The organism is Shimia aestuarii, from assembly GCF_900114635.1.
In the GTDB taxonomy this organism is placed as follows: Bacteria; Pseudomonadota; Alphaproteobacteria; order Rhodobacterales; family Rhodobacteraceae; genus Shimia; species Shimia aestuarii.
Genome location: NZ_FOTQ01000008.1, coordinates 25,903 through 39,861 on the forward strand (window position 1 = coordinate 25,903; position 13,959 = coordinate 39,861).

Here is a 13,959-nt window from a genome sequence, read left to right on the forward strand (position 1 = left end):
TCAGGCGTTGTCGAGCGCCCGTGCGATCAGTTTCGGGATATTCGCATCCTCTCCCAAGGGGCGGAGAAGCTTGCCCTGAAAGTCAGCCTTTTCAAGCGCTTCCGGGATATCTTCTCGACAGTGATCCCCTTCCAGCGCAAAGAAGGGAAGACAGATCGAGTGCGGGCCAAGGCCTGTGGCGGCCGCGTCGACATAAGGCTCTTCCTCGATGAAGCCGAGTTTAATTTTTGATTTTGAAACAAGGGGTTGAAGTGTGTCTGCGAAGGCAAGGGCAGCCTTGGCCGCCTTGTCACCGCGACCTGATCCATGGGCGGCAAGCAGGATCGATGTTTCCTCCTCGCGCCAGCCATTTTCGAGGATCGCGTTCCGTAGAATATCCGACGCCAGCGCGGGCAGGTTCGGATCAAACCCCAGCGGGTCAAGAATGTCCGGGGCGTTCGTGCCAAGCCGTCGGGGAAGCACACGGCTCACGAACCAGCCGTCGGACATGAACATTGGGTAGATGACCCCACCTGCAGGCATTTCGGCTACCTGTGTCTCGAGTGCGTTTGGGGCCGCGATAGTGGCTGAGCGCACGCGCCACCCCTTGAGGTGGCTTTCGACATCGCGTGCCAAATCTGCCAGGCGGCGCTCGGGGGGCGCCGGGTCCGAGGGTTGACCGTGGGCAACGATCAAGGCGTGTTTGAGGGGCTCATCGGTCACGAGGCGGTCTCGACAGCGTTGCGCAGGTCATCAGGCAGATCGAATTCACTCAGGGCGCGCGTCCGTGCATCTGTAGACATTTTTCGCGCGGTTTTGTGAACAATATCAACGACTTTCTCGTGGGAATGCTTGGCCGCGAAGGGAGCGAAGTACCACTTGAGAAAGACAAAACAGATTACGTCTTCCAGCGCCTGAACAAGTTCGTTGCGCTTGATGCCTTCCTTGCGGAGCATCTTGCCCACGGTGTCGATGTCTTCGGCGTCATAGCCCGCATCGGCCATGATCTCGCCCACGCGGGTCGCGTGATGTGCGGCCAGATCGCGACGCCATTTGAGATAGCCAGCGCGTCCCTCGGGATAGTCGGCCCGCTTGAGAACCCAGCGTTCGATGTGCTGACCACGTGCCGCGATTTGCAGGGCGTCCGGGGCATCCGGGAAAAGGCGGGCGACTTCGGAACTCATGCGTTGACCATAGAGCAGGGCTTCGGGCTGGCCTTCGTCCTGGCGCGGGTCTTGTGCGTTGGCGGCATCAATGGCGGCCAGGGTGACGTCAAGTTTGGACATAAAAGGTGGCTCCGATGGCTGGTCTGTTCGAGGCGAAACCTATGTGGGTGCAGGCGCAGGGGCAACCCGGCAAAACCCGAATTTGGCGCTTTGGTATCACGTCGGTATCACGTCGGTATTACGTCGGTATCGAGGTGCCGGATGAGAAACGGACCCGGATTCAGAAGGGTTTTGTTCAGATGTCAGCACGAACCGGCGCAGAGCGTCCGGGTTTATGGGTTTGTAGAGCAGCGCGGCCCCCAGATCGGCGCAGATCTCTCCCAGCGCGGCGTCGCGGTTCGCGGTGATCACGCAGGCCGGGATTGGGCCAAACCGGGCGTGCAATGCTGCGACGGCATCGGTGCCAAATTCTCCGTGATCGAGCTGATAGTCGGCAAGCACAACATCGGGTGCGATGTCAATCTCGGCCAGAAGGGCAAATGCCTCTTGTGCGGAGGCGCAGGCGAGTACGTCTGCCCCCCAGCTTTCCAGCGTCACGGTGAGGGCGTGGCGCAACTCGGCGTCGTTTTCGATCAGGAGCACAATGCGATGGACTGGCATGTCCGCCTCGGTTGACGGGGGGGACGCGGTGCGCGTGCGGGCCGGGCGGGCCAATGGCAGGTCGAGGGCAAAGCGCGTGCCGCGTTCGGGGACGGAGTGCATGACGAGCGGGTGGGACAGCAGGCGACAGGCCCGGTCGACAATGGCGAGTCCCAACCCAAGACCTTCGGCGGGGCTGGCGCTGGCATTGACGCGGTGAAACTCGTCAAAGACTTTCTCGTGCTGATCTTCGGGAATGCCGGGGCCGGTGTCGATGATTTCAACCCGGACACGTCCGTCTTCCTGCGACACGGCAATGTCGACGCGCCCGGCCTCGGTATAGCGCAGGGCGTTGGCGATCAGGTTCTGCAGGATACGGCGCAGGTAGGTGGCATCGCTTTTCACTGTGGCGGGGGCGGCATCGAGGGCAAAGGCCAGCCCCTTGTCGCGGGCTAGTGGCTGCATTTCGTCATGAAGTTGGGCAAGCATGTCGTGCAGCGCAATTTCACCCAAGTCCACGGACGCGGCGCCCGAATCGAGCCGCGAGATGTCCAGCAAGGCCCCGAGGATATGTTCGACGCTTTGCAGGGCATTGTTGGTCTTGGCCAGCCTGTCACGCTGGGCTGCATCTTCGAGATCGCTTTCCAGCGAGGCGACATAAAGCTTGGCCGCCGACAAGGGTTGCAGGAGGTCATGGCTCGCGGCGGCCACGAAGCGGGATTTGGAGGCATTGGCGCGTTCGGCCTCGGCCAGCGCGTCTTCAAGCTCGAGCGTTCGTTCCATCACACGCCGCTCTAGTGTTTCGTTGACCTCGGAGATGGCGCGCATCGCGGCGCGTTCGGCGGAGATGTCGGTAAAGGAAATCACGAAGCCGCCATCCGGCATCTGCTGGGCAAAGACCGCAAGGGTCCGGGTGCCGCCGACCGCGATCTCAAAGGAGAGTGGTGCGCGGCGCGTGTTGCTGCCGGCCCAGTCGGTCAGGGTCTGGGCATCGGCGCCATCGAGAAAGGCCATGTCCCGGCCGAGTTGTTCGAATATGGATGCAAAGGACGAACCGATGCGAAAGCGCCCGACCGGGATCGACAGGAGTTCGCCGACGCGCCCGTTCCAGCCCACCAGCCGGGCGGCGCTGTCAAAGATACAGATGCCCTGGTTGAGATGTTCGAGCGTGGCCTTGATCAGCCGCGCCTGGTCATCCAGCAGGCGTTCGCGTTCCTGACGTTCCAGAAGCACCATGTCGGTGACATCGGTCTGCAGCACCACAGTGCCGCCATCGGGGGTGCGGTGTTCGCTGACCTGCAACCAGCGGCTCCCGGCCATGCGGGCGTTGAAGACGACATGGTTGTCCTTATGAAGGGCAAGGCGTTGCGCCGCCCATGCGGCGGGGGTGTCGCCTTCGGGCAGGGACAGGTAGGGGCTTTCGGACACCAGCCGGACATAATCGCGGAACTGCAGGCCCGGTTTGAAGAGGTGGTGAATGTCGCGCATGTGTTTGCCAAAGCGGCTGTTGCACATGACAAGGGTTTCGTCGGCGTCAAAAAGGGCAAAGCCCTCTTGCACGGTTTCGATGGCGTTGGCGAGGTTGGCGCGGGCGGCTTCGGCGGCGGCGTTGGCCTGCGCAAGCTGGGCGTTGGAGTCGTTGAGAAGGTCGAGCGCCTGTTCGAGTTCGCGGGTGCGGGCCCGCACCTCGTCTTCGAGCATGACCGAGCGTTCGAACTGGGCGTAGGCAACGCCTGCCGCATCGCCGCCCTGTTCGGCGCGGCGCATCAGGGTGCCGATGATCTTGAGAAGTTTCTCGTTCTGCCGCTCAAGGCTGTCTTGCGGGTTGATCAGGCTTTCGGGCATGGCTTAGCTCCGCTCTGGCGGATAGATCGCGACCCCGGTCAGGGTCTGGTTCACATGCATCGAGTTGACCTGTTCGCCATAGGTGGAAAAGCCGACGACACGGTGGCGGGCGAGCAGGCGCGAGAGGTCGTTGGCCATTTGTTTCTGCTCGGCCTCGACCCGGCGGAGCAGGCAGTCGCATCCGAGGATCATGTCGGGCGGCCCTTGTTCGGAAAGGGCGGAAAGCTCGCGTTCGAGATGTGTGACCATGTTTTCCGGTTCGGCCAGCGTGAGGATCACGCCTTCGTCGATGGCCGAGAAAAATACGAGGTCGCCGTTTTCGGCGACCCGCTGGATGGCGCGGACATGGGTCTGTTCGCCGATGCGCACCACAACCGGATGGGCGGCGAAGGTGAAGGTTGACAGCTGTTCGGGGTCTTTGCCGAGCAGGCGCGCATATTCGCGCGCGGCGGGCTCGGCGTTGATTTCATGCACCAGCCGTTTGGCCGGGTCGGCGCCGGTCACGACCATGCGGCGCGGGGTGGGCTGCAGATGGTCGGTGTTGAAGACCCGGATCGGGCAGTCCGAGCGCACCTGGATCAGCACGGCGGCGTTGGTGAGCAGCTGGTCTTCGTGAAGAATGTAGGTGGTGCCGAAATCGTTGCCATCCCCGGCGGAGCCACCAAAGAGCGGCACCGGCCCAAGCCCTACGGCAAGCTCGGCGGCCAGCGCGTCTTCTCGGGTGGAGAGGCCATCGACCAGCAAAAGGGCAAATTCGCTGTGCCAGTCAGGGTGATCGGCGGCCAGCGCGTGGCGGTTGCGGATGGTGTCGGCAATCAGGTCCTGCGGGGCAAGGGTGGTCAGGTCGTCGATGAGAAGCGGCGCGGCGGTGAAATGCGCGCTGGGCAGGCCAATGGCAACAATCTCGCCCTCAGTGTAGCCATCGCGCCCCAGCTCTCCGGCCGTGGTGCATCCGACAACACGCGCGGGCGCGAAGCGGCCACTTGCGGCGTGCATGAAGCCTTTCAGGTCTGTTTGAGGCGACAGGAACAGGATCACGAGCGAGAGGTCGGCAGGTGAGAGCGCCTTGACGAGTTGATCCACTGCGTCGGGGGCGCGGCAATCGGCAAATGCCGTGCGCACCAGTCCCGTTGCCTGAACAGGCTCTGCCATGGACAGGCCTCTGACCTCGTCCATCCGCTCTCCTCCCTTGAACGCCCGCCAGAATAGGCAGGCTAGCCGTTTTGGCGCAAGACCTGGTCGAAACTGGTTTCCTTGGCGATCAGCACCGCCTGGGTTCGGCTGTGTACGCCCAGCTTGCGCATGATCGCTGTGACATGTGCCTTGACCGTGGTTTCGGCAATCGACAGGTCAAAGGCGATCTGCTTGTTGAGCTTGCCTTCGCAGATCAGTTGCAGAATGCGCGCCTGTTGATTGGTCAGCGAAGCAAGACGCGAAAGGGCATCATCGCGTGCCGCGGCGGCATCGTCCTGCATCAGGACACAGCCTTCGGGAACGAAGGTTTCGCCGCGTGACAGAGTGTCGAGTGCGCGGCGAAAAACGTCACGCTGGCTGTGCTTGGGGATGAACCCGGCGGCACCGGCCTGAATGGCAGACGAGATCACGCGGTTGTCGGCCATGGAGGAAACGACCACGATCGGCGCGCGGGTGGCTTTGCGCAGGCGCAGCAGGCCATCAAGCCCGTCCACGTCGGGCAGGTTCAGATCCAGTACGACGAGGTCCGGCGTCGCGCCCTGTTCCAGCTGTTCAAGCGCGTCGCCCAGCCGGGGCGCGGTCGCGATCTCGCGCACGGTCGAGACGGCCTGAAGCGTCATGGTGAGCGCATCGCAGAACAGCGGGTGATCGTCGACCACGAGGGCGCTGTGGAAGCGGGGCTTAGAGCGGGGCGTGGCGGTCAGGGTCATGTCGGTCGGGGCCTTTGTTCCGGAGCCAGCCTAGCAGGGGAATGAAGCCGCGCCAAATGCGCCAAAGGTCGTAAGCTGGGCAAAGTTCTGCCGCACATTGGCGGGCGGGCTTGATTGGTGTCGTCGCAATCTTAGGTATGGGCCGAACAACAAGGAAACCACATCATGCGCACAGCACTTCTGAGGGCAGCACTGGCAGCGGGGGTCGGTTTGGCCGCGCTGCCCGCCTGGGCCGAGTTTCAAACGCTGGAAGGGACCGTCGCTTATCGCGAGCGGATCGCGCTGCCGCCCGGCGCGCTGGTAGAGGTGCAGTTGGTTGATGTGTCGCGCGCCGATGCACCGTCAACCCTGCTTGGGGCCGTCACCGTGCGCCCCGAAGGTCAGGTGCCGATCAGGTGGCAGTTGACCTATGACGATGCGATGGTGTCCGAAAGCGGGCGGTTCGCGGTGCAGGCCAAGATCACGGTGCAGGACAGGACCATGTTCCGCACCACACAGGTGTTTCCGGCGCTGACGCAGGATGCCCCGAAAAAGGTGGACGTGATGGTGAATATGATGTCCGAGCCGGATATGCCGGGGCTGGAAGACACAAGCTGGAACGCGATTTCCCTGCCGGGGATCGAGCTTGATACCGATCGCTTGCCGCTTTTGGTGTTTGACGCCGCGGGCCGTGTCTCCGGGACCAGCGGCTGCAACCGGTTCAACGGTGGGGTGGAACGCGAAGGCAAGGCGCTCAAGTTTGGCCTGATGGCGGTCACGAACATGGCGTGCCCCGGACCTATGGATCAACAGGAGCGAGCCGTGTTCAAGGCGATGGAGGAGACTGTATCCTACCGTATCGACGACGGCACGCTGGTTCTGCTCAACGCGGCGGGCGAGGGGCTGATGTGGTTGAAGGCGGAATAACTCCCGCCATTCTGACCTAGATCAAATCACATAAAGAATATCGCATATAAACCTCGGTCGTAGATTTTCGACCGAGGTTTTCTCATGTTTCGACTCGCCTTTATCCTGCACCTGTTCATCGGTTCCACGCTGGCCGGCATTGGGGTTATCGTTGCCCTTGTCATCGGTCAGGACACGCTGGCCCCGATCCTGATTTCGGCGCTGATCGGATTCATCATCGCCTTTCCGGTCACATGGGTCGTGGCCAAGAAGCTTTACGAAACCGGGGCGTGATCCAGCCACGCCTGCACCGACTGGATGAACTCGCGCGGTTTTTCGGCATGAAGCCAATGGCCCGCGCCGGTGATCTTGGCGAAGCGTGCCTTGGGGAACAGGGCGCGCATGGTCGGGCGGTGTTCGGGGCGCACGTATTCAGAGTCGGCGCCTGAGAGGAACAGGGCCGGGCCTTCGTACGTGCCGTCCAGCTCTGGAAAGGCGAGGATCTTGGGCATCTCGCGGTCCAGCGTTTCGAGGTTGAGGCGCCAGCGCTTTGCCTCAAGATCCAGCGACTGTGTGAAAAAGCTGCGCAGGGCCGGGTCGTGAACGGTTTCGGCCAGTTGGTCCATGGCTTCGGAGCGCTTGGCGACAGTGCTCAGGTCGACGCTTTGCATCGACTGGATGTGCTGGGTCTGGTCATGTTCATAGGTGACCGGCGCGATGTCGGCCACGATCAGACGTTTGACAAGCTCGGGGCGGGTGAGGGCGAGAACCATCGCCGCCTTGCCGCCCATCGAGTGGCCGAGCACATCCATCGGTTTGCCCTGTGCCTCGATCACTTCAGCCAGATCGGCGGCCATGTCCTCGTAGGAATGGGTGTCAAACCACGGGCTGTGGCCGTGGTTACGCTGATCCACGGAAACCACGCGGCGGGTCATGGCAAGACGCTTGCCAATGGCGCTCCAATTTCGGCCCGAGCCAAACAGGCCATGCACGATCAGCAAGTCGGGAAGGTTGGTGGCGGTGCCGTATTCGTTGAGGTTCAACATGACCGCGTGATAGCGCGGCTTGGCGTCGGGTTCCAGAGTGGTTGAGTGTGTCAGGATGTGTGGCTAGGGTTCGGCCATGATCGACGCTTCTGATATCGAAAGAAAGACGGCCCGCCTGTTGCGCATGGCGCGTGAGCAATACGGGGTCAAGGCCGACACGCTGGACAAGGCGATGCACAAGATCGGGCGCCGGGTGCCCAAGCGCGTGCATGATCAGGCCAGGGTCATCAGCGAAGCGCAGAGGCTGGGCGGACACCCGAAGCTGATGTTGCAGGTGGATGCCGACAAGGTCGAGGCCGCGTTCGACGGAATTCAGAAGGCCTTCAAGGCCGAAGACCGCGCTGACCGGCGCATGGGCACGATCCTGAGCACGCTGGGTTCGCTGAGTTTCAACCTGATAGCGGTGGCAGTGTTGCTGATCCTGTTCTTGAAGTGGCAGGGGTTTCTCTAGGGTGCCAACCTTGGGGAAGGAGCACATCGCGCACCACGATCGTGACTGTGACAAAGCTGACATAGAGCAGAAGGTACCATGAGCCCATCTTGGCGAGGCTGACCCAATCCCCCGCGCCTTGACCGTGATAGAGCCAGATGCGCGTGGCGGTGCCGACATTTTCGGCAAGCCACAGGAAGACCGAGGACAGGAAGGCGGCAAGCGGCAGCGGCATCCAGTACCAATTGCCGCCGATATGATACCAGATGCGAGTGCGTGCAAAGAGCAGGACAGTCGCGGCAAACAGCATCAGCCGGATGTCGGGCAGGAAATGGTGCGCAAAGAAGTTCACATAGATGGCTGTCGCCAACAGCATGGTTGTCCAGAAGGGCGGATAGGGGGCAAAGCGCATCTCGAACAGGCGGATGACGCGCGCCATGTAAGACCCGACCGAGGCATACATGAAACCCGAAAACAGCGGTACACCCCACAGTTTGAACACCCCGTCGCCGGGATAGGCCCAGCTGCCGGCGTTGACCTTGAAGATTTCCATCACGGTGCCGGTCAGGTGAAAGAGCAGGATCACCTTGGCTTCGCGCAGGGATTCCATGCGCAGGGCAAGAAACAGCACTTGCAACCCGAGCGCATAAGCCAGCAAGGCGTCATAGCGCGCGACCGGCCAGTCCGCCTGCCATATGCGGTTGGTCACGGTCATGCCGATCAGCAACAGCCCGCCAAACAGCGATGCCCAGCCCTGTTTGAGGCAGAACATCACCAGTTCCGCCAGCGCAAAGGGCAGACGCGCGCGCATCCAGTCGCCAAGACGGCGTTCAAGCGCGCGTGTGGAGGAGATTTGCGTGTCCATCCGGACAGTTAGGCGGCTTGGGCCGGGTCTGTAAACTGATTTTCTCGCTAGGCGTCGGGCTGGGCGGGGCACTGCCAGACGATCTCGGTTGTGCCAAGGAACCGCCCCATGCGATCCAGCTCCGCCTCAAGCTTGGCCGCGCGCGCCGTTGTCCAGCGCACGCCGGGTTCGGCCCAGAGGTTCAGCACGGTGAGCGTGCCACCGGCGCGGTCGGCTTTGGCTTCGATCCGCCCCACGAACCGGTCGCCCTCAAGAAGCGGATAGACATAGTAGCCCCATTTGCGCTTGGCCGCAGGTACGAATATTTCGATGCGGTAATCAAAGCCGAACAGTTTCTTGAGCCGGTCGCGATCGCGCACCACCGGGTCGAACGGGCTCAGTATACGCAGGCGCGATGTGGGGGGTGGGGCCTCGGCCAGCCTCTCGGACAGATCGGGCGGGGCCATCAGGGAAAGCGTTTCCCGGTTCGCGGTCTGAATTTCGACGGGTTGCAGATCGGCGTTGGCGACCCAGCCGCGCACTTCGGCGCTGGTGGCGGCGTCCCAGAACCGCTGAATATCGCCGGGTGTCGCGAACCCCAGCCGGTTGAGCGCCTGTGTGCACAGCCAGTCAAGCGCGGCGGCGTCCTCGATCTCTGTTTCGCGATGCCGGGCCGGGATCACCCGTTCGCTTAGGTTATAGAACTTGCGGAAATTCTCGCGGTAACAGGTGGCAAGCTCGCCCGTGTACCACATGAAATCGAGCGCCAGCTTGTGCGGTGGACGGCGCCACATTTCCTTGGGGCCTTCGATTTGCGAGTCAAACGCCATGGTCGAAAGCGCCCCTTCACGGCCGATCCGCGCCTTGATTGCGGCGCGCCCCTCGGCGTCGGGCATGCCGCGAAACCAGCTGGCATTGCCCATGGTCTTTTCCTTGCGCCCGAACTGGCGGCGCCAATAGGGGTAGGTTTCGACCGGGAGGACCGAGGCGTCATGGGTGAAATGCTCAAAAACGCTGCGATCTTTGGCCAGCATCCGATCCAGCATCGGTTCGCGGTAATTCTGGTTGCGCGACCACAGGATGTGGTGGTGCGCGCGGGCAAGCACCTGAATGGAATCAAGCTGCACGAAGCCAAGCCGGCGGATCGTGGTCAGCGGATCGGCAGGGCCGGTCGGCGTTGGCGCGAGGCCCTGATTGGCAAGCCACAAACGACGGGCGTCCCGGTTGGAAAGGCGAAAACTCATGACGGCAGGCTAGCGTCGGGCGATCCGACATCAAGGCTCAATTCCCCCATCTCTTCATTTTGCCGAAAATACTCAAAAAACAGCCTGCGCCTGCGCTCGCACGGGGGCACAATAAAACGAAAACCGCCGCCCCAGGGGGCGGCGGCTGTTTCAGTCCCGGTGCGTGGCTCAGAGGTTCGGGTAAAGCGGGAACTTGGCGCAGAGGTCGGCGACCTTGGCTTTGACCGCGTCTTCCACGGCGCCGTTGCCGTCTTCGCCATTGGCGGCCAGCCCGTCCACGACTTCGACGATCATGTCAGCGATCTGGCGGAACTCGTCCTCGCCAAAGCCGCGGGTGGTGCCTGCCGGAGTGCCAAGGCGGATGCCCGAGGTGACCATCGGCTTTTCCGGGTCGAACGGGATGCCGTTCTTGTTGCAGGTGATGTGCGCGCGGCCCAGTGCCTTTTCGGTGGCGTTGCCCTTCACACCCTTGGGGCGCAGGTCAACCAGCATCACGTGGGTGTCGGTGCCACCCGTGACGATGTCGAGCCCACCCTTCATCAGCTGATCCGCCAGCGCAACCGCGTTGGCGCGGACCTGCTTCTGGTAGGCTTTGAACTCGGGACGCAGCGCTTCGCCAAAAGCGACCGCCTTGGCCGCGATCACGTGCATCAGCGGGCCGCCCTGAATGCCGGGGAAGATGGCAGAGTTGACCTTCTTGGCGATCTCTTCGTTGTTGGTCAGGATCATGCCGCCGCGCGGACCGCGCAGGGTTTTGTGAGTCGTCGTGGTGGCCACGTCGGCATAGGGGAAGGGCGAGGGGTGTTCACCGGCTGCAACCAGACCGGCAAAGTGGGCCATGTCGACCATCAGGTAGGCGCCGACGCTGTCAGCAATCTCGCGGAACTTGGCAAAGTCGATCTGGCGCGGGATGGCCGAACCACCGGCGATGATCAGCTTGGGCTGGTGCTCTTTGGCGAGCGCGGCCACTTCGTCATAGTCGATCAGGTTGTCCTGCTTGCGCACGCCGTACTGGATCGCGTTGAACCATTTGCCCGACTGGTTGGGCGCAGCGCCGTGGGTCAGGTGACCGCCCGAGGCGAGGTTCATGCCGAGGATGGTGTCGCCCGGTTTGATCAGCGCCTGGAACGCGCCTTGGTTGGCCTGGGACCCGGAGTTCGGCTGCACGTTGGCAAAGCCGCACCCGAAAAGTTCCTTGGCGCGGTCGATGGCCAGTTGCTCTGCCACGTCGACATACTGGCATCCGCCATAGTAACGGCGACCGGGATAGCCTTCGGCATATTTGTTGGTCATGACCGAACCCTGCGCTTCCATCACGGCGGCAGAGACGATGTTTTCCGAGGCGATCAGTTCGATTTCGTCGCGCTGGCGACCAAGTTCGTTGGTGATCGACTCATAGAGTTCCGGGTCACGGCTCGACAGGCTTTCGGTGAAAAAGCCGGGGTCGCGGGATGCAGTCATGGACTAAGCTCCAGGATAAGGTGTTCACGTAGGCGGATGTCCTAAAGGAAAGACCTGACGGATAAAAGGTCCCAAAGCGACGCAATGGCTTGCCCCTGCGCCGCCAATGGTGCAGGGGATAAACATATACCCCGATCGGAAACCCGTGTCGGGGAGTGGAAACGCAAGGTCGAGGCAAAGATGCCCGAGAGAATCGCATTCCTGGCCAGCGAGGCCCCGGTTGCCCAGACAGCGCGGGCGGCGTTGATCGGGCGCTATGGTAACTGCCCCCCGGAAGAGGCCGACGTGATCGTCGCGCTGGGCGGGGACGGGTTCATGTTGCAGACGCTGCACGGCATCAACGGATTGAACAAACCGGTTTACGGGATGAACCGGGGCACGGTCGGGTTCCTGATGAATGCCTATTCCGAGAGTGATCTTCTGGAACGTCTTAGCGCGGCGGAGGAAGAGGTGCTCAACCCGTTGGCGATGCGCGCGACCTGTGTGGATGGCAGCGTGCACGAGGCGCTGGCGATCAACGAGGTGTCTTTGCTGCGCGCGGGTCCGCAGGCGGCCAAGCTGCGCATCACCATCGACGGGCGGCTGCGCATGGAAGAGCTGGTCTGTGACGGGGCGCTGATCAGCACACCCGCCGGATCGACGGCCTATAACTATTCCGCGCATGGGCCGATCCTGCCCATCGGATCCGATGTGCTGGCGCTCACCGCGATTGCGCCGTTCCGTCCGCGCCGCTGGCGTGGGGCGCTGTTGCCCAAGATGGCCAAGGTGCGGTTTGACGTCGTTGAGCCTGCCAAGCGCCCGGTGATGGCGGATGCCGACAGCCGGTCGGTGGAAAACGTGGCCTCGGTGGTGGTGCGTTCGGATGAAAGCGTGCGTCACCGCATCCTGTTCGACCCGGGTCATGGGCTGGAAGAGCGGCTGCTGCGCGAACAGTTCGTCTGATGCGCGCGTTAGGCCGCGCCGCCGCTGAACGGCAGGTGGCGGGCCGCTTCGGTTTGACAGTGTTTACACCAGACCGACGAATTCGGAGTAGAAGCCCGACACATATGTGTTTTCCCAAACATTGCCGTAGAACCGCAGAATATCGGCGGCGCCGTCATTGTTCACGTCACCCGTTGCCCAACCCGCCTCTTCGAACGGCTCGGCCCAGACTTGATTGGGTGCCCAGTTTCTGGGGTTGGCGAAACCGTCCCCTTCTGAGAGGTAGACGCGGAAATAACGTTCCGGATCATCCGGGTTTGTCTGGAAAATTGCGACAAGATCATCCAGACCGTCGCCGTTGAAGTCATCCGCAAGCCAGGTTTGAGCGCTCCAGAAACTCATTGGCACATCAGGCAGCCAATCGGCTGCGTCGGCAAACCCATCCGCTTCGGACAAGAAGACTTGCTGATGCAAGGCACCTCCGGCGCCATGGATGACCACGACATCGTCAAGCCCGTCGCCGTCAAAATCTCCAGTGAGCCAGCGTTGGTTACTGGCATATTCCGTGGGCGTTGCCGCGCTCCAGATAAATGCATCGCCAAAGCCGTCGCCCTCGCTTAGATAGACGCGCTGCCTCACATCTCCTCTGACCCCGTAAAGCGCCAACACATCGGCGTTGCCATCGCCGTTGAAATCGCCAGTCAACCAATGGTCGACATTGTCATAAGGCAGGGCCTCGCGACCGGTCCAGATTTCGGGCGCTTGAAAAGAAACGCGCGCCGCACCGGTTTTGCCTTCTCCCAGATAGACCCGCTGACGCACTTCGCCTCTGACGTCATAAAGTGCCAGAATATCGTCGATACCATTTCCGTCAAAATCCGCGACAAGCCAGGTCTGATCTTCATAGACTGGCATTGGGTTTGGGTCCCGGCCGCCGATAACAGCGGTGTTAAAGCTTCTTAGAGTGTCGCCGAACGGCATATCCACGAAGCGCGCGCCGTTTTCCATGGCCACCAAACCGATGCCGTCAGCCCCGCCGTTGCCTCGAAAATCTCCTACAAGGAACTCCGCGAAGTTGCTGAACGGCCGATCCCAGTAATACTCAAGAAATTCACTGCGCCCCCTCGCGAACCCGTTGTTGAGTGCCGGTGCGTGGATTTCGATTTCGATGGGGGCGGAAATGTTGTTGGCCTCGCCCGTCGGTCCCTCGTCAACCTCATCGCGCGCGTCTACGATAAGCCCCAGCCAATACGTGCCCGGAGTGACGTCGAAGTCTTCGAAAGTGAACCTGTAATTCGGATAGCGAAAGGTGCTGTCGAACAACACTCTGTCCGAGGCATCGATGACCGGGTCTGAAGACAACACGAGCGTGCTGTGCGAGAAATAGGCATCCATGTAGTCGTCATCGTAGCGGCTGCCGTTGATGCCTCGCGACCAATAGACTTGGATGTCCTGGTTCAAGTAGACCGACGTTTGGTTGGCGACAAAGCCCACGATATACACGTCGGTGTAGGATTCTGACACAGCCATACCCATCCTCACTCTCGAAACAACCGCGCGTGCCCGCAGCGTAGACGGGTGCCTGTGGCAAGTCA

General features: G+C 61.8%; 14 protein-coding genes. 4 read left to right on the top strand and 10 right to left on the bottom strand.

Going from position 1 to position 13,959, the window contains the following annotated elements:
* From BMZ35_RS16540 to BMZ35_RS16560, 5 genes are all read right to left on the bottom strand, one after another.
* Entirely contained in the window at positions 1–702 is a 702-nt protein-coding gene (locus tag BMZ35_RS16540; RefSeq protein ID WP_093095223.1) for a CbiX/SirB N-terminal domain-containing protein, read from the bottom strand.
* The gene (locus tag BMZ35_RS16545) at positions 699–1,265 is read right to left on the bottom strand and encodes a DUF4202 domain-containing protein (RefSeq protein WP_093095225.1); all 567 of its coding nucleotides are present in this window, start codon (positions 1,263–1,265) and stop codon (positions 699–701) included. Before BMZ35_RS16545 ends, BMZ35_RS16540 begins: the two co-directional genes overlap by 4 nt.
* Positions 1,266–1,361: 96 nt before the next feature.
* Positions 1,362–3,629, bottom strand: coding sequence for a hybrid sensor histidine kinase/response regulator (locus BMZ35_RS16550; RefSeq protein ID WP_093095227.1), 2,268 nt, complete (start codon positions 3,627–3,629; stop codon positions 1,362–1,364).
* A 3-nt stretch (positions 3,630–3,632) separates the two neighbouring features.
* Positions 3,633–4,805 (bottom strand): FIST N-terminal domain-containing protein, encoded by a 1,173-nt coding sequence (locus tag BMZ35_RS16555; RefSeq protein WP_093095230.1) that lies wholly within the window; start codon positions 4,803–4,805, stop codon positions 3,633–3,635.
* 38 nt (positions 4,806–4,843) lie between these two features.
* Positions 4,844–5,533, bottom strand: a complete 690-nt coding sequence (locus BMZ35_RS16560) for a response regulator (RefSeq protein ID WP_093095232.1) — start codon at positions 5,531–5,533, stop codon at positions 4,844–4,846.
* 165 nt (positions 5,534–5,698) lie between these two features.
* Here BMZ35_RS16560 and BMZ35_RS16565 point away from each other — a divergent pair, with 165 nt between their 5' ends.
* Positions 5,699–6,439 carry a YbaY family lipoprotein gene (locus BMZ35_RS16565; RefSeq protein ID WP_093095236.1) on the top strand — a complete coding sequence of 247 codons (741 nt, stop codon included), beginning with the start codon at positions 5,699–5,701 and terminating at the stop codon, positions 6,437–6,439.
* Positions 6,440–6,523: 84 nt separating this feature from the next.
* Positions 6,524–6,712 (top strand): CTP synthetase, encoded by a 189-nt coding sequence (locus BMZ35_RS16570; protein WP_093095240.1) that lies wholly within the window; start codon positions 6,524–6,526, stop codon positions 6,710–6,712.
* Here the strand turns inward: BMZ35_RS16570 and BMZ35_RS16575 are convergent.
* Entirely contained in the window at positions 6,694–7,464 is a 771-nt protein-coding gene (locus BMZ35_RS16575) for an alpha/beta fold hydrolase (protein ID WP_093095244.1), read from the bottom strand. The two genes, BMZ35_RS16570 and BMZ35_RS16575, sit on opposite strands and share 19 nt — an antisense overlap.
* Positions 7,465–7,540: 76 nt before the next feature.
* Here BMZ35_RS16575 and BMZ35_RS16580 point away from each other — a divergent pair, with 76 nt between their 5' ends.
* Complete coding sequence (locus BMZ35_RS16580; protein WP_093095246.1) at positions 7,541–7,915, top strand: hypothetical protein; 375 nt, start codon at positions 7,541–7,543, stop codon at positions 7,913–7,915.
* Here BMZ35_RS16580 and BMZ35_RS16585 read toward each other — a convergent pair.
* The 3 genes from BMZ35_RS16585 to glyA all read right to left on the bottom strand — a co-directional run bounded on the left by BMZ35_RS16585 (position 7,854) and on the right by glyA (position 11,443).
* Positions 7,854–8,759 carry a DUF817 domain-containing protein gene (locus BMZ35_RS16585; RefSeq protein WP_242654834.1) on the bottom strand — a complete coding sequence of 302 codons (906 nt, stop codon included), beginning with the start codon at positions 8,757–8,759 and terminating at the stop codon, positions 7,854–7,856. The genes BMZ35_RS16580 and BMZ35_RS16585 overlap by 62 nt on opposite strands.
* A 47-nt stretch (positions 8,760–8,806) precedes the next feature.
* Positions 8,807–9,982, bottom strand: a complete 1,176-nt coding sequence (locus BMZ35_RS16590; RefSeq protein ID WP_093095249.1) for a winged helix-turn-helix domain-containing protein — start codon at positions 9,980–9,982, stop codon at positions 8,807–8,809.
* A gap of 168 nt (positions 9,983–10,150) precedes the next feature.
* A complete protein-coding gene (glyA, locus tag BMZ35_RS16595) occupies positions 10,151–11,443 on the bottom strand; it encodes a serine hydroxymethyltransferase (protein ID WP_093095252.1) in 1,293 nt (430 codons plus the stop codon).
* A gap of 180 nt (positions 11,444–11,623) precedes the next feature.
* Here glyA and BMZ35_RS16600 point away from each other — a divergent pair, with 180 nt between their 5' ends.
* Positions 11,624–12,385, top strand: a complete 762-nt coding sequence (locus BMZ35_RS16600; protein WP_093095254.1) for an NAD kinase — start codon at positions 11,624–11,626, stop codon at positions 12,383–12,385.
* A gap of 63 nt (positions 12,386–12,448) precedes the next feature.
* Here BMZ35_RS16600 and BMZ35_RS16605 read toward each other — a convergent pair whose 3' ends face one another.
* Entirely contained in the window at positions 12,449–13,894 is a 1,446-nt protein-coding gene (locus BMZ35_RS16605) for an FG-GAP repeat domain-containing protein (protein WP_165610107.1), read from the bottom strand.
* Positions 13,895–13,959: the final 65 nt, after the last annotated feature.

Bases quoted from the DNA above. Each gene is read 5' to 3' on its own strand.
- glyA (WP_093095252.1), bottom strand. From the start codon at position 11,443: ATGACTGCATCCCGCGACCCCGGCTTTTTCACCGAAAGCCTGTCGAGC.
- BMZ35_RS16590 (WP_093095249.1), bottom strand. From the start codon at position 9,982: ATGAGTTTTCGCCTTTCCAACCGGGACGCCCGTCGTTTGTGGCTTGCC.
- BMZ35_RS16570 (WP_093095240.1), top strand. From the start codon at position 6,524: ATGTTTCGACTCGCCTTTATCCTGCACCTGTTCATCGGTTCCACGCTG.
- BMZ35_RS16600 (WP_093095254.1), top strand. From the start codon at position 11,624: ATGCCCGAGAGAATCGCATTCCTGGCCAGCGAGGCCCCGGTTGCCCAG.
- BMZ35_RS16580 (WP_093095246.1), top strand. From the start codon at position 7,541: ATGATCGACGCTTCTGATATCGAAAGAAAGACGGCCCGCCTGTTGCGC.
- BMZ35_RS16555 (WP_093095230.1), bottom strand. From the start codon at position 4,805: ATGGACGAGGTCAGAGGCCTGTCCATGGCAGAGCCTGTTCAGGCAACG.
- BMZ35_RS16605 (WP_165610107.1), bottom strand. From the start codon at position 13,894: ATGGCTGTGTCAGAATCCTACACCGACGTGTATATCGTGGGCTTTGTC.
- BMZ35_RS16565 (WP_093095236.1), top strand. From the start codon at position 5,699: ATGCGCACAGCACTTCTGAGGGCAGCACTGGCAGCGGGGGTCGGTTTG.
- BMZ35_RS16575 (WP_093095244.1), bottom strand. From the start codon at position 7,464: ATGTTGAACCTCAACGAATACGGCACCGCCACCAACCTTCCCGACTTG.
- BMZ35_RS16585 (WP_242654834.1), bottom strand. From the start codon at position 8,759: ATGGACACGCAAATCTCCTCCACACGCGCGCTTGAACGCCGTCTTGGC.
- BMZ35_RS16545 (WP_093095225.1), bottom strand. From the start codon at position 1,265: ATGTCCAAACTTGACGTCACCCTGGCCGCCATTGATGCCGCCAACGCA.
- BMZ35_RS16560 (WP_093095232.1), bottom strand. From the start codon at position 5,533: ATGACCCTGACCGCCACGCCCCGCTCTAAGCCCCGCTTCCACAGCGCC.
- BMZ35_RS16550 (WP_093095227.1), bottom strand. From the start codon at position 3,629: ATGCCCGAAAGCCTGATCAACCCGCAAGACAGCCTTGAGCGGCAGAAC.